This window comes from Rhizobium sp. ZK1, assembly GCF_047782645.1.
In the GTDB taxonomy this organism is placed as follows: Bacteria; Pseudomonadota; Alphaproteobacteria; order Rhizobiales; family Rhizobiaceae; genus Rhizobium.
In genome coordinates this window covers 1,532,853-1,555,209 of sequence record NZ_CP180586.1, presented here as the reverse complement: position 1 = coordinate 1,555,209, position 22,357 = coordinate 1,532,853, and the positions used below count along the sequence as shown (strand labels likewise).

20 protein-coding genes, 1 tRNA gene and 2 pseudogenes are annotated in these 22,357 nt (G+C 60.7%); 8 read left to right on the top strand and 15 right to left on the bottom strand.

The features are described from left to right. Position 1: 1 nt before the first annotated feature. The 10 genes from ACK9YZ_RS08065 to ACK9YZ_RS08020 form a co-directional block, all read right to left on the bottom strand. Positions 2-616 carry a GntR family transcriptional regulator gene (locus tag ACK9YZ_RS08065; protein WP_216757971.1) on the bottom strand — a complete coding sequence of 205 codons (615 nt, stop codon included), beginning with the start codon at positions 614-616 and terminating at the stop codon, positions 2-4. A gap of 101 nt (positions 617-717) precedes the next feature. Beyond that, on the bottom strand, positions 718-1,920 hold the full coding sequence (locus ACK9YZ_RS08060; protein WP_416066213.1) for an ABC transporter permease: 1,203 nt from the start codon (positions 1,918-1,920) through the stop codon (positions 718-720). After that, a complete protein-coding gene (locus tag ACK9YZ_RS08055) occupies positions 1,910-2,626 on the bottom strand; it encodes an ABC transporter ATP-binding protein (protein ID WP_416066830.1) in 717 nt (238 codons plus the stop codon). Before ACK9YZ_RS08055 ends, ACK9YZ_RS08060 begins: the two co-directional genes overlap by 11 nt. A 12-nt stretch (positions 2,627-2,638) precedes the next feature. Continuing rightward, the gene (locus ACK9YZ_RS08050) at positions 2,639-3,937 is read right to left on the bottom strand and encodes an efflux RND transporter periplasmic adaptor subunit (protein ID WP_416066212.1); all 1,299 of its coding nucleotides are present in this window, start codon (positions 3,935-3,937) and stop codon (positions 2,639-2,641) included. A 294-nt stretch (positions 3,938-4,231) separates the two neighbouring features. Beyond that, on the bottom strand, positions 4,232-5,128 hold the full coding sequence (locus tag ACK9YZ_RS08045; protein ID WP_416066211.1) for a carbohydrate kinase family protein: 897 nt from the start codon (positions 5,126-5,128) through the stop codon (positions 4,232-4,234). Next, complete coding sequence (locus tag ACK9YZ_RS08040) at positions 5,125-6,156, bottom strand: ABC transporter ATP-binding protein (protein WP_216757966.1); 1,032 nt, start codon at positions 6,154-6,156, stop codon at positions 5,125-5,127. The genes ACK9YZ_RS08045 and ACK9YZ_RS08040 overlap by 4 nt, the downstream gene beginning before the upstream one ends. Further along, positions 6,156-7,670 (bottom strand): argininosuccinate lyase, encoded by a 1,515-nt coding sequence (gene argH / locus ACK9YZ_RS08035; RefSeq protein ID WP_416066210.1) that lies wholly within the window; start codon positions 7,668-7,670, stop codon positions 6,156-6,158. The genes ACK9YZ_RS08040 and argH overlap by 1 nt, the downstream gene beginning before the upstream one ends. A 3-nt stretch (positions 7,671-7,673) precedes the next feature. Further along, positions 7,674-8,531 carry a carbohydrate ABC transporter permease gene (locus ACK9YZ_RS08030; protein WP_416066209.1) on the bottom strand — a complete coding sequence of 286 codons (858 nt, stop codon included), beginning with the start codon at positions 8,529-8,531 and terminating at the stop codon, positions 7,674-7,676. After that, positions 8,528-9,475, bottom strand: a complete 948-nt coding sequence (locus tag ACK9YZ_RS08025; protein WP_416066208.1) for a carbohydrate ABC transporter permease — start codon at positions 9,473-9,475, stop codon at positions 8,528-8,530. The genes ACK9YZ_RS08030 and ACK9YZ_RS08025 overlap by 4 nt, the downstream gene beginning before the upstream one ends. A 9-nt stretch (positions 9,476-9,484) precedes the next feature. Then, positions 9,485-10,741: an extracellular solute-binding protein gene (locus ACK9YZ_RS08020; RefSeq protein WP_416066207.1), complete on the bottom strand. Its 1,257-nt coding sequence runs from the start codon at positions 10,739-10,741 to the stop codon at positions 9,485-9,487. Positions 10,742-11,001: 260 nt separating this feature from the next. Between ACK9YZ_RS08020 and ACK9YZ_RS08015 the strand changes: the two genes are divergently transcribed. The 4 genes and pseudogenes from ACK9YZ_RS08015 to ACK9YZ_RS08000 all read left to right on the top strand — a co-directional run bounded on the left by ACK9YZ_RS08015 (position 11,002) and on the right by ACK9YZ_RS08000 (position 15,815). Beyond that, positions 11,002-12,222: an ROK family protein gene (locus ACK9YZ_RS08015; RefSeq protein WP_216757961.1), complete on the top strand. Its 1,221-nt coding sequence runs from the start codon at positions 11,002-11,004 to the stop codon at positions 12,220-12,222. A gap of 36 nt (positions 12,223-12,258) precedes the next feature. Next, positions 12,259-14,655 carry a PIG-L family deacetylase gene (locus ACK9YZ_RS08010; RefSeq protein ID WP_416066206.1) on the top strand — a complete coding sequence of 799 codons (2,397 nt, stop codon included), beginning with the start codon at positions 12,259-12,261 and terminating at the stop codon, positions 14,653-14,655. 10 nt (positions 14,656-14,665) lie between these two features. Then, positions 14,666-15,533: pseudogene (locus tag ACK9YZ_RS08005) on the top strand (DMT family transporter). A 206-nt stretch (positions 15,534-15,739) separates the two neighbouring features. Beyond that, positions 15,740-15,815 (top strand) — tRNA-Lys (locus ACK9YZ_RS08000). Between the two features lie 129 nt (positions 15,816-15,944). Here the strand turns inward: ACK9YZ_RS08000 and ACK9YZ_RS07995 are convergent. Then, positions 15,945-16,514 carry a hypothetical protein gene (locus ACK9YZ_RS07995; RefSeq protein ID WP_416066205.1) on the bottom strand — a complete coding sequence of 190 codons (570 nt, stop codon included), beginning with the start codon at positions 16,512-16,514 and terminating at the stop codon, positions 15,945-15,947. Positions 16,515-16,856: 342 nt separating this feature from the next. Between ACK9YZ_RS07995 and ACK9YZ_RS07990 the strand changes: the two genes are divergently transcribed. Then, a complete protein-coding gene (locus tag ACK9YZ_RS07990) occupies positions 16,857-17,132 on the top strand; it encodes a hypothetical protein (protein WP_183729405.1) in 276 nt (91 codons plus the stop codon). Positions 17,133-17,219: 87 nt separating this feature from the next. Here the strand turns inward: ACK9YZ_RS07990 and ACK9YZ_RS07985 are convergent, their stop codons facing one another. Next, positions 17,220-17,399, bottom strand: coding sequence for a hypothetical protein (locus tag ACK9YZ_RS07985; RefSeq protein ID WP_253958279.1), 180 nt, complete (start codon positions 17,397-17,399; stop codon positions 17,220-17,222). 141 nt (positions 17,400-17,540) lie between these two features. On the opposite strand from ACK9YZ_RS07985, the gene ACK9YZ_RS07980 reads away from it, so the two are divergent. From ACK9YZ_RS07980 to ACK9YZ_RS07970, 3 genes and pseudogenes are all read left to right on the top strand, one after another. Further along, positions 17,541-17,744, top strand: a complete 204-nt coding sequence (locus ACK9YZ_RS07980) for a hypothetical protein (protein WP_216757958.1) — start codon at positions 17,541-17,543, stop codon at positions 17,742-17,744. Between the two features lie 239 nt (positions 17,745-17,983). Then, positions 17,984-18,733 carry a cytochrome c biogenesis CcdA family protein gene (locus ACK9YZ_RS07975; RefSeq protein WP_416066204.1) on the top strand — a complete coding sequence of 250 codons (750 nt, stop codon included), beginning with the start codon at positions 17,984-17,986 and terminating at the stop codon, positions 18,731-18,733. Between the two features lie 80 nt (positions 18,734-18,813). Beyond that, positions 18,814-18,924, top strand: a pseudogene (locus ACK9YZ_RS07970) (AEC family transporter); the annotation flags it as partial. On the opposite strand, the gene ACK9YZ_RS07965 reads toward ACK9YZ_RS07970, so the two are convergent. Genes ACK9YZ_RS07965 through ACK9YZ_RS07955 form a run of 3 tightly spaced genes read right to left on the bottom strand, consistent with a single transcriptional unit; the run spans position 18,904 to position 22,349 of the window. Further along, positions 18,904-20,115 (bottom strand): UbiH/UbiF family hydroxylase, encoded by a 1,212-nt coding sequence (locus ACK9YZ_RS07965; RefSeq protein WP_416066203.1) that lies wholly within the window; start codon positions 20,113-20,115, stop codon positions 18,904-18,906. The pseudogene ACK9YZ_RS07970 and the gene ACK9YZ_RS07965 overlap by 21 nt on opposite strands. Positions 20,116-20,155: 40 nt before the next feature. Further along, positions 20,156-20,668 carry a DUF934 domain-containing protein gene (locus ACK9YZ_RS07960; protein ID WP_112704833.1) on the bottom strand — a complete coding sequence of 171 codons (513 nt, stop codon included), beginning with the start codon at positions 20,666-20,668 and terminating at the stop codon, positions 20,156-20,158. Positions 20,669-20,678: 10 nt separating this feature from the next. Continuing rightward, positions 20,679-22,349, bottom strand: coding sequence for a nitrite/sulfite reductase (locus ACK9YZ_RS07955; protein WP_416066202.1), 1,671 nt, complete (start codon positions 22,347-22,349; stop codon positions 20,679-20,681). Between the last annotated feature and the right edge of the window lie 8 nt (positions 22,350-22,357).

Sequence of the window (22,357 nt, the reverse complement as noted above, 5' to 3'; positions counted from 1 at the left end):
TCTATTTTTGGCTCAGATAATCGATGAGATCGGCCATGGTCTCGCGCGCTTGCGCGACCTCACCCTGATAAATAGCCTTGATCACTGCGACGTGGAGAAAGATGGACCGATCCATCCGTTCCGGATTGGCGGTCGAATACCACAGACGGCGAGAATGGGTCTGGACCGGCCCCAGCGCCGCCGTGATGAAGCGGTTAGGACAGGCATCTTCAAGGATTTCATCAAAGGCCTTGTCGGCGGCAAAGAAGCCCGCTAAATCGCCGCCGGCAGCGCATTCTTCCATCGCGCGGGCACAGGCGACGAGGCTGGATCTCTGCTCCTCGTTGGCCGCGTCGGCAACGAGCGCTGCTGCCACCGGCTCCAGCTTGCGGCGCACCTGCATGACATTGACATGGTCTTCGGCATTGATTTCGGCAATCTGCAGGCCGACGCGCGGCTTCACCACGATCAGGCCCTGCCAGGCAAGCTTCTGGATTGCCTCGCGCACCGGTGTGCGGCCATGGCCTGCAAGATCGATGAGCTGTTTTTCCGTCACCAACGCACCAGGCGTCAAAGCCAGCGTCACAATAGCGTGCTCCAGCGCCAGATAGGCGAGATGGCTTAGCGATTCGTGCATGCGGGCGAATCCGAGACTGATATATCAATACTGGCACGGTTAAACGGCGAAGACAAGTTATCCTGATATATCAAAGTCATGCAGTACGCGAAAGCACCCCCCTACTCGTGGCGCAATGCCTCGATCGGATTGAGCTGAGCCGCCCGCCTCGCCGGAAAAAAGCCGAAGATCATGCCGATCGCTGCCGAAAAGACGAAGGCGATGAAGATGATGAGCGGACTGACCACGAAGGGCACGTTGAGAAAGCTGACCGTAGCGTAGGCGAGAGTCAGGCCGAGCATGATGCCGGCTATGCCGCCGAAGAGCGACAGGGCGACAGCCTCGACGAGGAACTGCGTCAGCACCTGATTTTCAAGCGCGCCGATCGCAAGGCGAATGCCGATCTCGCGCGTGCGTTCCGTCACCGACACCAGCATGATGTTCATGATACCGATGCCGCCGACGAGCAGGCTGACGGCAGCGACTGCGCCGAGCAGGCCGGTCAGCAGCGTCGTCGTGCCGGTCATCGCTTCGGCGATCTGCGTCATGTCGTTGACATTGAAATCGTCCTGACGGCCGGGGATGATCTTGCGGCGCTCGCGCAACAGGTTCTCGACGTCGGCCTGCACTTTCGAAGTCGAGACCCCATCACGCGCCGAAATGAGGATCGTCGGCACGTTGGAACTGCCGCTGATGCGCCGCTGGAAGACCTTGACCGGCATGATGACGACGTCGTCCTGGTCGTTGCCCATGCCGGATTGACCGCGCTTTGCCAGCACGCCGATGACGGGGCAGGAAACTTTGCCGACACGGATCTGCTGGCCGGTCGGATCGGCGGCGCCGAAAAGCTGCTCGCGCACGGTCTCACCGATGATGCAGCGCGACTGGCCGCGCTCTTCGGCCGGCGTGAAATTGCGGCCGAGCGCCAGATCCCAGTCCTGCGCGATGAAATAGTCGTTGGTCGTGCCGTAAACGGTGGTGGAATGGTTCTGGCCGCCGAAGATAACAGTTGCCGTGGACTGGTTGGATGGCGCTACAGCCCGCAGGCCTGGGACCTGATCGCGGATCGCCTCGACATCCTTCAGCGTGAAGCGCCGAGCCTCGGAGCTGGCGCGGCCCGGACCGAACTGGCCGGGGCGCACGAAGAGCATATTGGTACCGAGCCGGGAAAGCTCGGTCGAAACCTGCGCCGTCGTGCCATTGCCGATGGTAACGAGCGCGATGACGGCGGCAACGCCGATGACGACGCCGAGTACGGTGAGAAAGGAACGCAGTAGATTACGGTTGATAGCGCGCAGGGCCAGCTTCAAGGTTTCAAAGAACATGTTCCGCCCTCTGCCGTTGCTCCACCTCGGTTTCCAGCTTGCCATCGACGAAACGCAGCAAGCGCCCCGCATATGCGGCGATATCGGACTCATGCGTGACCATGACGATGGTGATGCCCTGTTCGCGGTTCAGCCGCGTCATCAGATCCATGATCTCCATGCTGGTCTTGGTGTCGAGATTGCCGGTCGGCTCATCGGCGAGCAGCACAGCAGGCTCGGTGACGATGGCGCGGGCGATCGCCACGCGCTGCTGCTGACCACCGGAGAGCTCCTGCGTCTTGTGGTTCTCCCGGCCAGACAGACCGACGAGGCCGAGCGCTTCCCTCGCCCGTTTGCGTCGCTCGCCGACCGCCATGCCGCGATAGATCAGCGGCAGCTCGACATTCTCGACCGCCGAAGTCCGCGACAGGAGATTGAAGCCCTGAAAGACGAAACCCAACATATGGCGGCGCAGAAGCGTCAGCTGGCTGCGATCGAAGCCGCTTGTCGAAATGCCCTGAAAGACATACTCGCCCGAAGTCGGCACATCGAGGCAGCCAAGGATATTCATCGCCGTCGACTTGCCGGAGCCGGACGGCCCCATGATCGCGACAAATTCATGCGTGCGGATCGAAAGGTCAACATCATCGAGCGCGCGGATGGCCGCAGCACCCTCGCCGTAAATTTTCGAGACGTGCCTGAATTCCAGAAGCGGCGGGCGTTCCATCATCGCCTCCCGTCAGTTCGTCCGCGCCGCGGTATCGGTGATGATTGCGTCATTTTCGGCAAGCTCGCCGGACGTAACCTGCGTGAACTGGCCATCGGAAGATCCCACCTGGATCACCACCGGCGCAGGCTGGCCGTTACGAAGCACCCAGACGCGGCGTTGAGTGCCGGTCAGCTTGGAATCGCCACCACCACCGCTGCGGGACAGATGAGGCGGACGGAACAGGCTGAAGATGCTGCGGCCGTCACGCGTTTCCGTCTGCGGCGGGACGTAGCGGAGGGCAGCATTCGGGACCATCAGCGTATCCTTGACGGCATCGACAGTGATGTCTGAAGTCGCAGTCATGCCGGGGCGCAGCAGCAGGTCGGCATTATCGACCGAAAGGACCGCCTTGTAGGTGACGACATTGTTGACCACCTCGGAGGCAAAGCGGATCTGCTCGATGACGGCAGGGAAAGTGCGATCCGGATAGGCATCGACCGTAAAGGTCGCCTTCTGGCCGACGGCGATCTGGCCGACATCGGCTTCATCGACATCCACCTGCAGTTCCATCTTCTTGAGATCGCCGGCGATGGTAAAAAGCACGGGCGCCGAGAGTGAGGCAGCGACCGTTGCGCCGGGATCGACCGAGCGGGTCAGGATCACGCCATCGATCGGCGAGACGATCTTCGCCTTGCCGAGATTGACCTCGGCAAGCTGCAAGTTAGCCTCGGAGGCCAGCACGTCGGCCTCGTTGATATCCTTGGCGGCCACAGCGGAGTCATATTTGTAGGTCGCGTCGTCAAGGCTCTGTTGAGTGGAGACATTGCTTTTGACGAGGCTCTTCAGACGGTCGAGCGAGGTCGCGGCCGATTGCAGATCGGCATTCGCCTTGACCACATTGGCTTTTGCCGAATTGAGCTTGGCGCGGGAACTCTTCACGTCGGCTTCCAGCTTGTTCGTATCGAGTACGGCCAGAACATCACCTGCCTTAACCGTGCTGTTATAGTCGACATTGACGTCGCGCATCGTGCCCGACAGTTCGCTCGATATATCCACTTGCTGGGTCGGCTGGACCGAACCCGTGGCAGTGACGAGCACCGTCAGGTCGCCGCGCTTGACCGGCTGGGTCGTGTAGCTGAACTCGGCGCGGCTTCGGCCCATGTAGAAGTAGGCAGCAGCCGCAGCGGCAAGGATCAAAAGCACCAGGACGATCATCCGGCCACGCCAGCGACGCCCCCTGCTCTGCCGACCGGCAGCAAGCACGGCAGCCAGGTCGGCGTTTGCGCCTGTTACGGAACCGGTATCTTTACCAGCCTCCAAATTGTCCATCTAATCCTCGATATATGCTTCGCCATATCAGCCCCTATTCAGGCCGAGATAATCATGCCGAAGATGAACCCAACATTACCGATGCCCTGACGATGGCACGGAAATGCGGCTGAAAAACATGAAATATTCGTAAGGAAACAGCTGGATGGCGCAGTCAGCGAAAGCCGTTCGGCAACAAGCTCCGCGGGCTCTATGCGAATATTCAGGTTGCATCCGGCACAGCGATTTCTGCGCCGCTTTCGGTCAACCTAGAGCGATCCGCGACTCTGGAAAGGCCGCGGTATCGTTCAAGCTCTAACGTGCAGGCAGGATTGCAGCGCCGCCCGCAGCCTGAACCGCGAGACTGCCCATGGCAATACCTTCGCGCAGGCAGATATCAGGGCTCGCGTCGCCAAGCCACGCGTGGATGAGCCCGGCATTGAAGGCATCGCCCGCGCCCGTCGTATCCACGACCTTGACGGTCGGGGCATTCTGATGGAGGCGCATATCACCGGCCGCATAATAAGCACCGCCAGCGCCTGCCTTCAGCGCCACCATCGGGAAGCGCGTCGCAAGCCTGTCCAGAGCTTCAGCTGGATCGGAGCATCCGGTGATGGCAACGGCTTCCTCGACATTCGGCAGGAAGAGATCGACGCCGGCGCAGCAATCGAGAAAATCACGCTTATAGATCAGGGTCTCGTCCCAGCTCGGATCGAGCGATACGGTAAGCCCGTTCTCCCTGGCCTTTCCGACCAAGCTGGGAATTTCTGCGAGTGTTGCAAATTCCGCTATGTGGAGATGACGCGCCTCGTTCCAGGCAAGCGCTTCGCCAAGCGTTGCCGGTTTCGCGCCGCCGGCGCGCCGGGAGAGGAAGGCCCGCTCCCCACCATTGTTGATTGCGACGGTGACCTGCGGACCGGCATCGGCGGCCCGATCGAGAAAGCGTAAATCGACGCCGCTTGCCTGCAGTTCCGTGGTCAGGCCGCTCGAAAGCCCATCAGTCCCGAGACGGGAGAGCAGGGCGGTCTTGCGACCGATATGGGCCGAATAAGCGGCCATAATGAAAGCGCCGCCGCCTGCCGCGATACGCAAGTCATCGGCGAATATCTCACGCCCGAGAACGGGCATGGTCTCCAGTCCTGTGAAGATCAGGTCGCAATAGATCCGGCCGATGCTAAGCACCGCCGATCGCATGTCATTATCAGATGTCATTGGCGCCCGAGGGCCTTTTCCGTTCTTGCATCGAAAACATAGAGAGCACCGGAGGCCGCATGGGCATTCACGACGCCGCCGACGGCCGGTATCACCTTACCGGGGGCGGTTGCAATCACCGATGTGCCCGCGACATCGAAATGCACCAGCGTCTCGGCTCCAAGCGGCTCGACTGCGGTGACTGTGCCTGAGAGCGACAGCACGCCGGCCCCCTCGCCGATAACAAGATCATGCGGCCGCACGCCGATCAGGTGCGGACCGCCCTGCCCGATGCGGATGCCATCGGCCGCAGCGGTGCTTGGCAGAAGGTTCATCGAGGGGCTGCCGATGAAGCGCGCCGTAAAGACGTCGGCGGGGTTTTCGTAGATATCCATCGGCGTTCCCGCCTGCAGAATATGGCCGTCCTTCATGACGACGATCCGGTCGGCCATGGTCATGGCCTCAACCTGATCGTGGGTGACATAGACGATCGTCGTGCCGAGCCGCTGGTGCAGGCGCTTGATCTCGATGCGCATCTGGGTGCGAAGCTGTGCATCGAGGTTCGATAGCGGCTCGTCGAAGAGGAAGGCCGAGGGGTTGCGCACCATTGCGCGGCCGATCGCGACACGCTGGCGCTGACCGCCAGAGAGGGCCGCCGGGCGGCGGGCGAGATAATCCGTCAACCCCAGGATCTGCGCGGTCTCATCGATGCGCTTGTCCTTTTCCGCCTGCGAGAGCTTCGAAGTGTACAGGCCGAAGCCGATATTCTGGCGCACGCTCATGTGCGGATAGATGGCGTAATTCTGAAACACCATGGCGATGTTGCGTTGTTTCGGCTCGCGTTCGTTCACCACCTCGCCGCCGATCTTCAGCGTGCCGCCCGAGATATCTTCGAGGCCGGCGATCATGCGCAGCGTCGTCGACTTGCCGCAGCCGGACGGGCCAACGAAGACGACGAATTCACCATCGGCGATCGCGAGATCTATGCCGTGCACGACATCGAGCTTGCCATAGCGTTTGACGAGCCCCTGCAGTTCGATATTTGCCATCAGGCGGCCCCCATCAATGCCGTGAATCTGGTTTGAAGTTCTTCAGCAGCGGCGGCTTCGCGCGCTGCATTCTCCTGTGCCTGTCTGGCGAATGCGGCAGCCTTTTCCTGATAGGCTGCAAGCGCATCCGCCATCGGTGCCGGCGCAGGACCGCCGAAACGGGCACGGACGGCAACGAAATGTTCCGGCGAGACGATCTCGGCAAATTGCGCCTTGTCGATACCGGGTCTACGGCAAGCCAATTCTTGGAAAGCTGCGAGGAAAGGCTCGTAGCCGTCATCCGAGAGGCCACCACCCTTGGCGACCACCTCGCGAGCGACGGTCGCGGCAATCTCATGCGCCTGCCGGAAGGACAGCCCTTCGCGGCGGACCAGCGAATCCGCAAGCTCGGTGATTGTGATGCAGGAGCGGCGGATGTTCTCCGCTACCCGCTGCGGATCAATGCTGATCTGGGCGACGAAGGCGGCGAGCAGGTCAAGCACGCGGCCTGCCGAATGGAAGGCTTCATAGCCCATGCCCTGCGTCTCGCCCTCGCTGTCATTCATGTCGGTGAAAGGCGTATTGTGCATGACGTCGAGCACGGTGCGGGCGCGTCCGAAGGTCTGGCTCGCCAGATGACGCATATGCTCGATCGGCACCGGATTGCGCTTCTGCGGCATGATCGAGGAGATCTGCACCAGCGCGTTCGGCACATAGATCTGGCCGACCTCGAAGCTCGTCCAGAACTGCACGTCCTGAATAAGCCGGCCGAGATGCAGGAACATCAGCTCGATCGCGCTAAAGGTCGAGGTCGTGTAATCGACGGCTGCGATGCAGCTGTAGGAATTGCGCAGCGGCGCGGCAAAGCCAAGCAGTTCGGCAACGCGGGCGCGATCGATCGGGAAGCCCGACGTGGTGATCGCCGCAGCACCCATGGGGCTGAGGTTGACGATCTCACGGGCTTCCGCAAAGCGCTCGATATCGCGGATCAGCACCTCGATCGCCGCCGAAAGATAATGGCCGAAGGTGGTCGGTTGTGCCGGTTGACCGTGGGTATAGGCGACGATCAGCGTCTCCTTTTCCCAATCGGCGGTGGCAATCATCGCATTGAGCAGTTTTCGCGCCTTGACCATAAGCGCGTCGATGCGCTCCTTCAGGCCGAGCTTGAACAGCGTGTGGTCGATGTCGTTACGCGAACGCGCCGTATGCAGGCGGCCAGCAATATCGACGCCGATACGGGCCTTCAGTTCCTTTTCGATCAGGAAGAAGAAGTCCTCTACCTCGCCGGTATAGACGAGCTTTTCCGGGTCGATGTCGCGATCGATCGCTTCGAGTGCAACGGCGATCTTGCCGGCCTGTTCTCGCTCCAGAATGCCGGTTTCGACGAGCATCACCAGATGAGCGCGGTCGATGCGGCGGAAGCCGTCGACATGATGGGTCTTGGCGCCGTCGAAAAGCGGCTTCAGCACCGTTTCCTTATAGACCGGATCAGGAAAAACGGTCCTGTCGGCCACGCGTGGATTGGTTTCGGTCATGTTCTATCCCTTCAGGCCGGCCAGCATGACGCCGCGCACGATGTAGCGCTGCAGCACCAGGAAGACGATGAGCGTCGGCAATGTCGCGAGTGCCGCACCGGTCATGATCATTTCCCATTGGATGGATTGTTCGACGGCAAAGCTCGATAGGCCGACCGGCAGCGTATAGAGTTCGCGGCTGGTGGTGACGATCAGCGGCCAGAAGAAGGCCGTCCAGTTGCCGAGGAAGGTGAAGATGGCAAGTGCCGAGAGCGCCGGGGTGACAAGCGGCATCGCCACTTTCCACCAGATCTGGAACTCGTTCAGGCCATCGATGCGCGCGGCTTCGAGGAAGTCATTCGGGACCGTCTCGAAGAACTGCTTCATCAGGAAGGTGCCGAAGGCCGTCATCATGCCCGGGAACATGATGCCCCAATAGCTGTCCAGCCAGCCGAGCTGGGCCGACATCAGATACCAGGGGATGACCAGCATTTCCGTCGGGATCATCAGCGTCGAGAGGATCGCCAGGAAGATCAGGTAGCGGCCGCGGAATTCGAACTTGGCAAGCGTGTAGCCGACGAGACTATCGAAGAAGACATTCGAGAGCGTCACCGTGCAGGCGACGATCGTCGAGTTCAGGAACCAGCGCATGAAGCGGCCGTCGGAGAGAACAGTGATATAGTTCTGCAGCGTCGGATCGGCCGGGATGAGGCGTAGGTCGTAGACCTGGTCTGCCGTTTTCAGCGAGGTCGAGAACATGAACAGCAGCGGCGAGACCATGATGAGACCGCCAATGAACAGCAGCGTCCAGGTGATGATCGCGCCGGGGCGGATATTGGCTTTCGGCAGCGGTGCCGCAGTAGCGGTCGTCACGGCGCTCATTTACGTTCCCTCAGGATCCAGAGCTGCAGCAGGGAGACGCAGAGGAGGATGGCGAAAAGCACCACGGTCTGCGCCGCCGCATACCCCATGTTGTAGGATGAAAAGGCCGTCTGATAGATCATGAGAACCAGAGGCTTGGTCGATCCGAGCGGGCCGCCGGGATCGTTCGTCGTCATGTTGTAGACCTGGTCGAAGATGCGGAGGAAGCCGATCGACGAGAAAACGACGAGAAAGACGGTCGTCGGTTTCAGGAGCGGCAGCGTGATCTTCCACAGGATCGGCCATTCGCCGAGACCATCGATCTTCGCAGCCTCATAGAAGGTGTTCGGAATGGCGCGCAAACCGGCCATGAAGATGATGATCTGGAAGCCGAGCCCGGCCCAGATGGCCGTGACCATGATCGATGGCAACGCCTGATCGACGGAGCGGATGAACTGCTGCTGCGGCAGGCCGACCATGCCGAGCACATCATTGATGACGCCGATCGGGGCCGGCTGGTAGAACCAGCGCCACACCCAGGCCATGGCGGCGGCCGTCGTCAGGAACGGCAGGAAATAGAGCGCGCGGATCAGCCCGTGCAGAAAGCGCACACGATCCAGGAAAAAGGCCACGACGAAAGCAACCACGAGACTGATCGGCGTGCCGATGATCAGATACGTGAAGGTGTTGCGAAAAACCTTCCAGAACTGCGGGTCGTTATAGAGCTTCACATAATTGGCGACGCCTATGAATTTCGGCGGCTTCATCAGGTTCCAATTGGTGAAGGACAGGTAGAAGGCCTGCAGCGTCGGATAAAAGCGGATCACGCAGTAAAACAGGATCGGAAGGGCCAGGAACGTCCAGACCCAGACGAGGCGCTTCTGGCGCATCGTCAACCGATCCCAGAACGATCCGGCGGGACGGCTGATAGCCGCCCCTTCCGTATTCGCGGGTGCGGAGTTCATGGCCGTCCCTTATTTGCTCTTGGCGTTGTCGATGATTTCCTGCTCGGCGGTTGCGGCCTGAGCAAGGGAATCCTCGGGCGACTGACCCTCGAGGAGAACGCGGTTGACCATATCGATGGCATTCTGTCGCTGGCCGGCCTCATCCACGAAGAGCGAGGTGTGCGAATAGGTAAGCGCCTTCAGGAACGGCGCATAGATCGGGTTCTTGAGGTTTTCGTCGGTCAGCGCGGCTTCGCGCCGAGCCGGCAGTTCGCCGACCGTACCGAGCCAGATCTTCATGGCCTCCGGCGAGGTCACGTAGGCGAGGAACCTCTTGGAGGCCTCAAGCTTTTCGCCGGAGACCTTGGCGCCGATGCCGTTGGCGAAATAGCTCGCATAGTTGGAACGCAGGCCGTCGGCATTGGCCGGAAGCTCGGTGACGCCCCATTCGAAATCCTTGATGCTGCCGAAGGAGCCGAGACGGAAGGTGCCGTCGATCGTCATTGCCGCCTTGCCGCCGCGGAAGGCTGCCTGGCCTTCATCCATGAAGCCGGCCTGGCCGACCTTCTTTTCGGTCTGCAGGCTAGTGTAGAATTTCAGCGCCTTCAGGCCGGCATCGCTATTGTAGGTGACCTTGGAATAGTCCGCCGTATAAGGCTCGCCGCCGAACTGGCGGATCAGCACTTCGCGCCACCACTGGTGATCCTGGCCGCCCATATCGAGCGTCGTGCCTTCGACGGCAATGTTGCCGGCGGCATCGCGCTTGACCGTCTTTTCGGCGGCAGCCACGAATTCATCGATGGTCTGCGGAGGCTTGCTCGGGTCGAGACCAGCTTCCTGGAAGAGCTTCTTGTTGTAGAAGAGTGCCAGCGAGCGGACCGCGGTCGGCAGGCCGTAATAATCGTCGCCGCGCTTCATGGCGGTCACGATCGGAAAGAAATCCTTCTCGATCTGGTCATGCGGGAAAGCGTCTGATGGCAGCGGCTGCAAAAGGCCGCCGGCGATGAACTGGTCGAGCCAGCCGTAGAAGAGCTGCATGACATCGGGACCGTTACCGGCGAGATTGGCGGCAACGACGCGGGTCTGGTAGTCAGCATAGGGGAATGTCGTCTGCTTGACGGTAATGTCGGGATTGGCCTTCTCGAAATTGGCGATCAACTGATCCATCGCCTTGACGCGCGTATCGTAGACATACTGCCAATATTCGATTTCGACAGCCTGAGCGCTGTTAACCGCAACCATGCTGATGCCAGCAAACAGGCCGGCAAATAAGATTCCGCGACGCATATCATCCCTCCATTGCCGAGCCGGCCTTCATGCCCCTCGCGCTCATCTGGTTCCCCAGGGCATCCCGCGATTTCGCCGGCGCCCCGATTTGATTGGCTCGGGAAGATGGAACTGAGGCTCCTCCTTCCTCGGCATCGCAGTGCGACCTTTTCAGGCTGGTTCGGACGGAAGGTTTTGTCAATAAGATAATTTAGTTTAATTATTCTATTGCTCCTCTCATGATATCGGCGCTATCCATATCGGCAGACGAGGGCGGAGAGATGATACGGCAATCCGGCAAGCAGCAGATCGCGATGGGCAAGAACCCCGAGCGCAGCCGCGACCACAATCGCCGTGTCGTGCTCGATGTCGTACGTATGCATGGCTCGCTCGGCCGCATGCATATCGCCAAGCTCACGCATCTGACTGCGCAGGCCGTCGCCAATATCGTCGATGAGCTCGTCAGTGAGAAGTTGCTGATGGAAATCGGCCGGCTGCGCTCCGGCCGTGGGCAGCCGCCGATCCAGTTTGCCGTCAATCCTGATGGTGCCGTCACCATCGGCGTCGAAATCGCCGCCGACCATATGGTGACGACGGTGCTGGATCTCTCCGGCAAGGTGCGCTCCGAGACCATCATGCCGGTGGAGAATACCAGCCCGGAACATATCATTCCGCTCTTTGCCGACCAGGTGAGGAAAGTTCGCAAGCGTTTCCCTTCAAAACTTCTCGGCATCGGCGTGGTCATGCCCGGCCCCTTCGAGATTGAAGGCATGAGTTCGGTCGGCCCGACCACCCTGCCCGGCTGGAGCAGCATCAATCCGGCCGCCGTCCTGAGTGAAGCCAGTGGCGAAACCGTCATTGTCGAAAACGATGCAAATGCTGCGGCCGTGGGCGAGCGGCTGTTCGGTGCGGGCAGCGCCATCTCCAATTTCTGCATGATCTATTTCGGCGTCGGCGTCGGCCTCGGCCTCATCCATGACGGCGCGCCCTTCCGCGGCGCCTTCGGCAATGCCGGCGAAATCGGCCATGTCGTCGTCGCCCCGCGTGGAAAACCCTGCCCCTGCGGCCAGCGCGGCTGCCTGGAGCGCTACGCCTCGCTGCATGCGCTGAAGGAGAAGCTTGCCGAGGCCGGCTATGATAACGCCGATTTTGCGGCGATCGAGGTGCTGCACCGCGAAGGCAATCCCGTCGTGAAGGAATGGATCGCTGAGACTGCGGACTATCTTTCGCCGATGGTGGCGATGCTGGAAAACGTTCTCGATCCGGAGACCGTGATCCTTGGCGGTGCACTGCCCGATGTGGTCATCGACGAGATCGTCGCGGCAATGCAGACGCTTCCCGTCTCCGTTGCCAGCCGGCGCACGCGCGCGCTTCCGCGCGTCATCCGCGGCCAGACGGGACAGCTGACGGCAGCACTCGGCGCTGCCGCCCTACCGCTCTTCGAAGCCGTCACCCCCAAACTCGATATTTCACCGACCGCCGCCGCCGATAACGCAGCCTAAGAAAGCGCGCCGCCGGTCCCCCCCAACGGAGGAACCATGCTGACCGATCGAGACCGTATTGAAAGACAGAAGCGGAGCCTTTCGCTCACGCGTCTGCATCGGGCCCTGTCCCGCCTGACCTCAACCGTCACCATGATGAATACCGGCGCGCATCCCGACGACGAGCACAACGGCCTGCTCGCCTATCTGCGTCTCGGCCTCGGCATGCGCGTCATCGTCGCCTGCTCGACGCGCGGTGAAGGCGGTCAGAATGCGCTGGGGGCCGAACGGCTCGGCGCGCTCGGCATCGTGCGCAGCCGCGAGATGGAGGAAGCGGCGCGCGAACTCGACGCCGATATCCACTGGCTCGGCCATGGTCCCGAAGATCCGATCCATGATTTTGGCTTCTCCAAGAATGGCGACCGGACGTTCGACCGCTGGGGCGAGAAGCGCATTGTCGAGCGGCTGGTGCGTGCCTACCGCACAGAGCGTCCAGATATCGTAGTTCCGACCTTCCTCGACGTACCGGGGCAGCATGGACACCACCGCGCCATGACGCGTGCGGCGGAGACCGCAATAAGCCTTGCGGCCGACGCCTCCGCCTTTCCGGAACATCTCGACGAAGGGCTGACGCCCTGGCAGGTGGCAAAATTCTACCTACCCGCATGGTCAGGTGGCGGCGATACCTATGACGACGAAGTGCCGCCGCCGGCCACGACACTGCCACTCGAAGCCACGGGCTTCGAACCTGTCAGCGGCGTCAGCTACGCCCACATTGGCGAATGGTCCCGTTATTACCATGCCTCGCAGGGCATGGGCCGCTGGCATGATACCGGCGACAATGAATGGCCGCTGCATCTGAAGCTCAGCGCCGAAGGCTCCGTTGCCGAAACCTCCGTTCTCGATTCGCTTCCCTCGACGCTTGCCGATCTGGCGCGCGAGACCGATCTGCCGCAAACCGTCGTCGACGCGCTGATGCGGGCGGATGGCGCGATCGGCAAGGCGATCGAACGCTTCCCTGAGAGATCCGCCATCGTGGATGCGCTGCTGAAAGCGGCGGCCGAAATTGAAAGAGCGCTTGCACAGGCACCGGAAGCATTCCTCGACGCGCACGGCCATCGTCTGCGGCGCAAGCTTGTGGAAATCGATGCGGCATTGTGCGAGGCCGAGCAGGTCTTCGTCCGGGCCGTTGCCGAGCCCGCGGAGCTTTCGCCTGGTGCAACCGGCAAACTAACGCTCCATCTCAGCGGCAATGCCGGCACTGCGGTATCCGATGCGGATCCAAGATTGCCCGAGGGCATTTCGGCCAGTCTGAAGGAAACCTCGCCGCTATCGATCGTCTACGAACTGAGATCGACGGCCGATGCCCCTCTCACCCGGCAATACCTGCCGGCATGGTCGAGCCTTGGCGGCAACGGCAATGCTTCCGTCGATGTAAGGGCTCAGATCGGCAGCCGCTCGGTGAAGGTGGCCGTCGATCTCGAAGAGCCGCTCACCGTCGCGCCGCGACATTCGCTGAGTCTCCAACCCAACGCGTTCATCCTTCCCGTTGACGGCAACAGGCAGGAACTGACGATCAAGGCTGCTTCGGCGGGGCGTATCGGCTTTTCCGCTCCGGCCGGCTGGACAGTCAAGGAAGACAACGGCGCCCTCAAGCTTTCGCCTCCTGCCGCTATAACACCCAGCCTCCTCGCCATCGCGCCGCTTGTTGATGGTCAGCCGGCCATGCGCATCTCGCCGATCGCCTATCCGCATATCGGCCGCATGAGCTTCCGTGAGCCGGAGCTGCTGCGGGTTCTGGCGCTCGATCTTAAACTGCCTGATGGCGCGAAAATCGGCTATGTCGGCGGCGGCGCGGATCGCGTCGGCCCCTGGCTTGATCGCATGGGGCTCGATGTCACGGAGCTTGACGCACAGGCTCTGTCAGGCGATCTCTCCCGCTTCACAACCATCGTCATCGGCATCTTCGCCTTCGGCATCCGCAAGGATCTGGCGGCTGCAACGACCCGCCTGCATCGCTTTGTCGAAGAGGGCGGCCATCTGCTGACGCTCTATCATCGTCCAAGCGACGGCTGGCAGCCTGATACCACGCCGCCAAAGCGGATCGAGGTCGGCTCTCCTTCCCTTCGCTGGCGCGTGACCGATCCAAGCGCTGACGTCACCGTGCTGGGACCCGCGCACCCGTTGCTGCAGGGGCCGAACAAGATCGCCTCTGCCGACTGGGAGGGCTGGGACAAGGAACGCGGCCTCTATTTCGCTTCCCGCTGGGACGATGCCTATGTGCCGCTCGTTGCGATGCACGACCCCGAAGAGCAGCCCCTCAAGGGCGCGCTGATATCAGCCGAAATCGGCAAGGGGCGGCATACGCATACGAGCCTCGTGCTGCATCATCAACTCGACAAGCTGGTGCCCGGCGCCTTCCGGCTGATCGCCAACCTCGTCCAGCCCGCCTGAGGCGAGCGAAATGGATGGCTTTACAGCAGCCAGGGACAGCCGTTTCGGCATCATCTGGCTGCTTTTCCGATACGACGCTGGTGACGGGCATGACGGTGCTCGTGAAGATGCAGGGCGCATCCTATCCGGCTATCCAGCTCGTCTTCATTCGTGCGCTGATCGGGCTCGTGCTCATCCTGCCGTTGATCTGGCGCCATCGCCGGCAGCTTGCCAATTCCAGAGATCCGTTGCGCAACGTCATGCGTATCAGCTGCAACGCTGTGGCGCTGACCAGCAATTTCGTAGCGCTCACCATGCTGCCGCTGGTACTGGTCAATGCGCTCGGCTTCACGCGGCCGCTGGTCTCGATGCTGATGGCCGTCGCCATGCTGGGCGAAAGAGTGAGCCGCTGGCGGTGGATCGGCGCGGTGTTCGCCTTTGTCGGCGTGCTGATCATGCTGGCGCCCGATACATTCGCCTGGAATATCGGGTTGGTGGCCGTGCTGCTCTCGATCGTCTTCGGGGCATTCGCGACGATCCAGACGCGCATGCTGCATTACGAGAATACCACCGTGATGATGGTCTTCTACACGGCCGGTCTCACCGTCATCACCTTCATTCCCGCGCTCTTCGTCTGGCAACCGGTACGCAGCGAAGACTGGCCCGCCCTGCTCGGCATCGGTCTTCTGGCACAACTCGGGCAATTCTGCTTCCTGCGGGCCTATCAGATCGCCAGCGCCAGCCTGCTTGCCCCATTCGGTTATCTGTCGATCGTCTTTGCGACTGCGAGCGGGTACTTCTTCTTCAATGAGGTGCCCGATCTTCGCACGCTTATCGGCATCGTCGTCATCATCGCCACACTGCAGGCCATCACCTTTCTGGAGCGACGAAAGAGTTAGCGCGCGTCGACCACATTTTACTGATCAACGGGTCCCATATCCCCCGCGCTCGATTGTGATGGCCGGGCAATGCCGGTTTTGAAAATGGTGGCGGGCAAGAAATGTGCCCAATACAATGAATAGGAAGATTTTTCGGTTGACCGCGATAGGTCACCTGCCTATGTTCCGCGCACTTCCAGCCGGGGTGCTTCGCACCCGCGGAGAGGGAGAGCGTAGCTCAGCTGGTAGAGCAACTGACTTTTAATCAGTAGGTCATGGGTTCGAGCCCCATCGCTCTCACCATAAAATCAAGTATTTAGGTGAGAAATTTGTGACTTTGTGATGCGGAAAAAGTCACACGCGTCACACGGTCAATTCTGGCCCCGACGCTGGCCCGCTTCGATTCGTTGCAAGATCTCGCGGACGACGGGGCTATGGCCACCTTGCGCGCATTGTTGAGAGGACGCTTCGCAGAATGCCGCTTGCTTCTGTGTCGTAGTCGCTGATCATCCGCCGCAGATCGAAGGTCGGATGGGTCGTTTTGCCTGTTCGTTCGTCGTACAGTTCGTACTTGATCTGCTCGTAGTTCCCGAACATCCGACCCATGAACGTTCGCTGCGGGGGCGCTCGACGCGCGTTGCGATTTGCCGGGTGACCTGCGCACAAGTTTCGCTTATCGCGAAGTTCCATCCAAGCCGAGCCATGGGGATTGGTGAGGGCAGTTCCAACAACAGCGTTATGCAGTTCACTCATGGCATCCTGCTGAATGACGACGGCCTGCATCACCCCCCAAAATTCGATGTAAGCCAACATCGGATCAGGCGCGAAGCCGCGAGCCATGTGGGTGTACACGGCCTCCGCGGTCTCCTGTATTAGGTACATCGATGTGTAATAGGCCGCGTATGCGTCCCTGTTCTTATCCAGAAAGAAGTACTGCGGACCAGCAGACGAGTTATGAAAGTGTTCGTAAATAGCACTTCGCAGAGATTGAATTTTTTCCATCGGCGATTGTCCCCCTCGCTTGAGCTAAGTTGTTGCCCAAGCGTCAGATTCTCACTGCTACATCAGCCGCTGGCGCAGCCGCCGCACTCATGCCAGATGCGTCAAACCGAAACGCTAACTTTTAATCAGTAGGTGATGGGTTCGAACCCCATGTTCTCACCATAACTGCCTTTCTTTTGACCGAGGTAGAGATAACGATTTGCGAATCGACGTAAGGTTGGCACGCGGAAGACTCAGGCGTCAGCCTGATCCGCTAGTCCGACGATCGACGTCCGAGAATGCGAGGCGTTCAGTACCGTTGCCTTTGTGAGAATGATGCGCCTTCCAGTGCTGGAGATTGAAATGGCGAAAAAGACTAGAGAACCGAAGCTTGAGCACTCTGATTTTTCCGGCGAGTTCGAAGACGGTGGAGTAACCGTCCTCGTCGATATATTTCGGCCGGCAGGCACCAACGGAGACTGGACCCTCGAAGTCATCTCCCAAACCGAAGTCGTGACCAGCTGGGAAGATAAATTCGCCACGGACCTGGACGCCTGGGAAGAATTCCTGGCCACCGCAGAACGAGATGGCGTGCAGAGCTTTCTCGATGAGGATGAGGACGAGCCGCAGCTGCATTGACGGGATGCTGCCAGGCGCAGATGAGCAGGACGATGTTTCAAGCGGCTCGCTGTAATCCTGGCAGCTCGATGTCTCGTCCGATCACCATCAGTAGCTGCAGGAGCGCCCGTCTCTCGGCCTGAAACCATCCTGGCATGCTCTGTTCAACGAATCTCCCGGCACGTAGCCTGATGCGGAGCCGTATGAATTCGGGGGAGTTGCGCATGCCGTCAACACCGAAATGCCAATCAGCGCTCCGACTGCCACACATGCCCGAAATCTGCTCATCAATGCTTCTCCTCTTGGATTCTCTGGCGGCAATCTATCACGCAGTCACCGCAACTGAATGGGCTTTATACCGGAAAAGGCTTACAGCCCATTTCCACGGCGCCGGCCCCTGTGGCTATTATTTACTTGGAATCGCACGGCTTGGCATCGGAGCCACATCAGATCCGCAACTTCCAGCTTCGGATTATCAGCAGTCTGTCAGCCATCGTGGCGATGCAGAAGCGTATAAACATCCAGCAGACCTTCGTCAGCGATCTCCGCGATTCGATCCAATCCGGCATCGGCTGTCTCGTCGATTTCCGGACGAGCAGCGGGAGACCCGGCATCGGCCTCTCGCATACCTAGCCGGACCTCCCGGCACTTGCAGTGGGGTGTCCGCAAATGCCCGGCCATACCAACGAGAGCGCGTGAGTCGATCCATTCACAGTGCCTGTGGTGGTTTATGCGCAGTTAATATCCACATGCTCTGTCCCGCTTCGGAACGCACGGGTCCGCTGGCCAGCTCCGATCAGCGCAAAAAGGTGATTGGCAATCTCCCGTCTGCGGCGGTAGGAACATCGCTCAATTGCTGCCGGAGAGAATGCGTGTCGATTGCCGATATTTCCCTTTGGAGCGCACTGCTTGCCGGAGCGCTTTCCTTCCTGTCGCCCTGCGTGCTTCCACTCGTACCGCCCTATCTTTGTTATATGGCGGGCATTTCCGTCGAGCAGTTCCGGGGCGGCGGTACGGTTGCCGCAGCCCCGGATGTGCGGCGCGGCGTGCTTTTCTCGGCGCTTTTCTTCACGCTTGGCTTTGCGACTGTCTTCGTGGCGCTCGGCGCCGGCGCCTCGACGATCGGCATGGTGCTGCGCCAGCACATCGATCTGCTCGCCAAGATCGGTGGCCTCATCATCATCGTCATGGGGCTGAATTTTCTCGGGCTTTTCCGAATCGGCCTCCTGTCGCGGGAAGCTCGCTTCCAGAGCAGCGGCGAGCCGGCGACGCTGACGGGCGCTTACATCATGGGACTTGCCTTCGCGTTCGGCTGGACGCCCTGCATCGGGCCGGTGCTCGGGGCGATCCTCGGTGTCGCCGCGTCGCGTGATACGGTCGGTTCCGGCGCTGGGCTGCTTGCCGTCTATTCGCTCGGCCTTGCCGTACCCTTCTGGATCGCGGCCGGCTTTTCCGGGGCGTTCATGCGCTTCCTGTCGCGTTTCCGCCGGTACCTCGGCACGGTGGAGAAGATCATGGGCGTCTTCCTCGTGCTGACCGGTCTCGCCTTCCTCCTCGGCTGGGTCAGCAATGTGGCGATCTGGTTCCAGCAGACCTTTCCGATCCTGATGCAAATCGGCTAAGCGGAGATCTCGCCCTGCCCCGCAAAATGCCCAACTGGAAAAAGCCGTCGGCAGCTATCACCCGTCATCGACCGGCGATAGGTGGCTGGCAGGAACGAGCCTCGGCGACAATCCTGATCACCACGATGCCATCAGTGGTGATGGTCTCGTTCGGCCTGATTGCAATAAGATCAGGCTTTCTTCCGCTTTAGGCGCTCCTTGATCGCCTCGGGAATATCGCGAAGGCCGCGGCCCGGCTCGATGCCTTCGCGCATGACGATATTACGCAGCGGCGGGATGGCCGACAGAATGTGCAAGCCGGCGGCCCGCAGAACCTGCACCGGCAGGAAGTCGGACAGCAGCGAACGATTGAGGAGATCGACACTTGCCGTTCGCGTCATGATATCGACACGACGCTTACGATCAAAGCTGCTGCCGGCATCCGAGGGAATAGGCAATTCGGCGCGCGTACACAGAAGATCGGTCAATGCCATGATATCGCGCAGGCTGAGGTTGAGGCCCTGCGCGCCAATGGGCGGAAAAACATGGGCGGCCTCGCCGATCAGCGCGATGCGGCCCTTGCCGAAGCGATGCGCCATCATGCCAGACAGCGGCCAGATCTGCACGCCCTCCTCCACAGTGACCTTGCCGAGGATGGACTGCATACGCTCTTCCACGACATTGCCGAGTTCGGCCAGCGACAGCTCAATGCGGGCTGTGGCATCGGAAGGGTTCTGAACCCAGACAAGGCTGGAGCGGTTGCCCGGCAGCGGAACCTGCGTGAAGGGACCGTGCTCCGTGTGGAACTCCGTGGAGATATTCTGGTGCGGAAGCGTATGAGCGAAATTCAGCACCATGGCTGATTGCGGATAGGACCAGGTACGCACATCGATGCCGGCAGTTTCCCGCAGCTTCGACTTGCGGCCATCGGCGCCAATGGCGAAATCGGCACTGATCTCTTCGCCGTCCGAAAGCTTGATCGTCACCGCTTCCGAAGCGATGGTGATCGTTTCGGCCATGACAGTGAAACGCTTGATATTGCCCTCGGCCGCGACCGCAGCCTCGAGCACATCCATCAATGCCTTGTTCGGAAAATTGTAGCCGAAAGCTTCGAGCCCTACCTCGGCGGAACGGAAACTCGTGGTCGGGGCACGCAGCAGGCGATTCGTGCCGTCGATGATGCGCATGCTGGTGAGCGGAGCCGCTGCCGGGCGAAGCTTTTCCCAGAGGGTGAGCCGATCCAGGAAGCGAATCGACTGATCCATCAATGCCGTGGTGCGGCGATCTTCCTTGGGAGATGGAGGGGCGACCAGTGCCACATTGCGACCGCCGCGTGCCAGGGCGATCACGGCGATCATGCCGGCGAGACCGCCGCCGATCACCGCCACTTCGAATTTGCTCATGCTATCGTTCCGTCATCAAAAAGACGGCAAACCGGCAGCCTCAGGCGGCCGGCTTTGCCTGACGGCGCCAACTATAGCCCTTGCCGGCTTCGGCGTCACGCACCGCCGGCTGATAATGATGCGGAATGGACGGCAGGCGCTTTTCCGACAGACGGCGGATCGCCGTCTCGTTGGTGACGGCGAAACTGTCGATGCCGACGCGCAGCATCAGCGGCACCTGGTCGATCAGCACATCGCCGACCGCGCGCAGCTCGTTGGTGTAGCCGAGGCGCTGGCGTAGAAGCGAAGCGTGGCTGAAGGCGCGGCCATCGTTGAAGGCCGGAAATGCGACAGCCACGATCTCCAGGCGATAGAGATAAGGCTCGAGCTTTAGAACATCGTCTGCCGGCTTGATCAGCACGCCGAAGCCGACATCGTTGCTCTCATCGGCCTTGGCAATCAGCTCATCGAGCGTCAGAAGCGGCTTCTGATCACCCGTTGCCTTCACCTCGTCGGTCTCGATCACCCAGGGATCGTTTTCGACAAAACCGGTTTCTCTCCAGATCTTCGTCATCATCTCGTCCTTATGCCGCTTCCGCAGCCGAGCCGTAGAGCGCGTCCTTGAAGGGCTGCGGACCAACACGGCGATAGGTGGCAAGGAATATCTCTGATGGATCGAGGCGCAGGCCGAGATAGGTATCGACGATCGTCTCGATCGCATCCGTCACCTTGTCCGGCTCGAAGCCGCGGCCGATGATTTCGCCGATCGACGTATGTTCGTCACCGGAACCGCCGAGCGTGATCTGGTAGAGCTCGGCCCCCTTCTTCTCGACGCCCAGCAGGCCGATATGGCCGACATGGTGATGGCCGCAGGCATTGATGCAGCCGGAGATCTTGATCTTCAACTCGCCGATCTCGGCCTGACGGCCCGCGTCGCCGAAGCGGCGGGAAATTTCCTGGGCGAGCGGAATGGAGCGCGCATTGGCGAGTGCGCAATAGTCCAGCCCCGGACAGGCAATGATATCGGTAATCAGTCCGGCATTGGCTTCAGCCAGATTGATCGCGACGAGACCGCGATAGACGGCTTCGAGGTCGGCGAGCGCGACATGCGGCAGGATGAGGTTCTGTTCATGGCTGACGCGAATTTCGTCGAAGGCATATTCCTCGGCGATATCGGCGATCGCATCCATCTGCGAGTCCGAAGCATCACCCGGAATGCCCCCGATCGGCTTCAGCGAAATCGTCACCATGCCGTAGTCGGGGTTCTTGTGCGGCTGGACATTGTGCTGGACCCAGCGGGCGAAAGCCGGATCGGCCTTCTTCCAGCGGGCAAGGTTTTCCCAGCCCTCGGCACGTTCCGGCAGGGCCGGCGGTGCGAAGTAGGCGGTGATTGCCTGCACGTCCTTTTCCGGCAGTTTCAGTTCGCTGTCCTTCAACTGCGCGAATTCGACCTCGACCTGACGGGCGAGTTCTTCGGCACCGGTCTCGTGGACGAGGATCTTGATGCGGGCCTTGTACTTGTTGTCGCGGCGGCCATGCAGGTTATAAACGCGCATGACGGCGGTCGTGTAGGACAGAAGATCTTCTTCCGGCAGGAAGTCACGGATCAGCTTGGCGACCATCGGCGTGCGGCCCTGCCCCCCGCCGACATAGACGGCGAAACCGATCTCGCCCTTGTCATTCTTCTTCAGGTGCAGGCCGATATCATGGACCTGAATGGCGGCGCGGTCGCGCTCGGCACCGGTCACAGCAATCTTGAACTTGCGCGGCAGGAAGGAGAATTCCGGGTGGACCGACGACCATTGGCGCAGGATTTCGGCGTAAGGGCGCGGATCGGCGATCTCATCGGCGGCGGCGCCGGCGAAGTGATCGGCTGTCACGTTTCTGATGCAGTTGCCCGAGGTCTGGAGGGCGTGCATCTCGACGCTCGCAAGGTCGGCAAGCGCATCAGGTATTTCGGATAGCTTCGGCCAGTTGAACTGCAGGTTCTGGCGTGTGGTGAAGTGGCCATAGCCGCGGTCATAGGTGCGGGCGATATGGGCGAGCATGCGCATCTGGCGCGAGCTCAGGGTGCCATAGGGAATGGCGATGCGCAGCATATAGGCGTGAAGCTGCAGGTAGACACCGTTCATCAGGCGCAGCGGCTTGAATGCGTCCTCGGCCAGTTCGCCGGAAAGGCGGCGCTGGACCTGATCGCGAAACTGCTCGACGCGCTCGGCGATAAAGGCATGGTCAAATTCGTCGTAACGGTACATCGTCTTCC

Bases quoted from the DNA above. Each gene is read 5' to 3' on its own strand.
- ACK9YZ_RS08065 (WP_216757971.1), bottom strand. From the start codon at position 616: ATGCACGAATCGCTAAGCCATCTCGCCTATCTGGCGCTGGAGCACGCT.
- ACK9YZ_RS08060 (WP_416066213.1), bottom strand. From the start codon at position 1,920: ATGTTCTTTGAAACCTTGAAGCTGGCCCTGCGCGCTATCAACCGTAAT.
- ACK9YZ_RS08055 (WP_416066830.1), bottom strand. From the start codon at position 2,626: ATGGAACGCCCGCCGCTTCTGGAATTCAGGCACGTCTCGAAAATTTAC.
- ACK9YZ_RS08050 (WP_416066212.1), bottom strand. From the start codon at position 3,937: ATGGACAATTTGGAGGCTGGTAAAGATACCGGTTCCGTAACAGGCGCA.
- ACK9YZ_RS08045 (WP_416066211.1), bottom strand. From the start codon at position 5,128: ATGACATCTGATAATGACATGCGATCGGCGGTGCTTAGCATCGGCCGG.
- ACK9YZ_RS08040 (WP_216757966.1), bottom strand. From the start codon at position 6,156: ATGGCAAATATCGAACTGCAGGGGCTCGTCAAACGCTATGGCAAGCTC.
- argH (WP_416066210.1), bottom strand. From the start codon at position 7,670: ATGACCGAAACCAATCCACGCGTGGCCGACAGGACCGTTTTTCCTGAT.
- ACK9YZ_RS08030 (WP_416066209.1), bottom strand. From the start codon at position 8,531: ATGAGCGCCGTGACGACCGCTACTGCGGCACCGCTGCCGAAAGCCAAT.
- ACK9YZ_RS08025 (WP_416066208.1), bottom strand. From the start codon at position 9,475: ATGAACTCCGCACCCGCGAATACGGAAGGGGCGGCTATCAGCCGTCCC.
- ACK9YZ_RS08020 (WP_416066207.1), bottom strand. From the start codon at position 10,741: ATGCGTCGCGGAATCTTATTTGCCGGCCTGTTTGCTGGCATCAGCATG.
- ACK9YZ_RS08015 (WP_216757961.1), top strand. From the start codon at position 11,002: ATGATACGGCAATCCGGCAAGCAGCAGATCGCGATGGGCAAGAACCCC.
- ACK9YZ_RS08010 (WP_416066206.1), top strand. From the start codon at position 12,259: ATGCTGACCGATCGAGACCGTATTGAAAGACAGAAGCGGAGCCTTTCG.
- ACK9YZ_RS07995 (WP_416066205.1), bottom strand. From the start codon at position 16,514: ATGGAAAAAATTCAATCTCTGCGAAGTGCTATTTACGAACACTTTCAT.
- ACK9YZ_RS07990 (WP_183729405.1), top strand. From the start codon at position 16,857: ATGGCGAAAAAGACTAGAGAACCGAAGCTTGAGCACTCTGATTTTTCC.
- ACK9YZ_RS07985 (WP_253958279.1), bottom strand. From the start codon at position 17,399: ATGAGCAGATTTCGGGCATGTGTGGCAGTCGGAGCGCTGATTGGCATT.
- ACK9YZ_RS07965 (WP_416066203.1), bottom strand. From the start codon at position 20,115: ATGAGCAAATTCGAAGTGGCGGTGATCGGCGGCGGTCTCGCCGGCATG.
- ACK9YZ_RS07960 (WP_112704833.1), bottom strand. From the start codon at position 20,668: ATGACGAAGATCTGGAGAGAAACCGGTTTTGTCGAAAACGATCCCTGG.
- ACK9YZ_RS07955 (WP_416066202.1), bottom strand. From the start codon at position 22,349: ATGTACCGTTACGACGAATTTGACCATGCCTTTATCGCCGAGCGCGTC.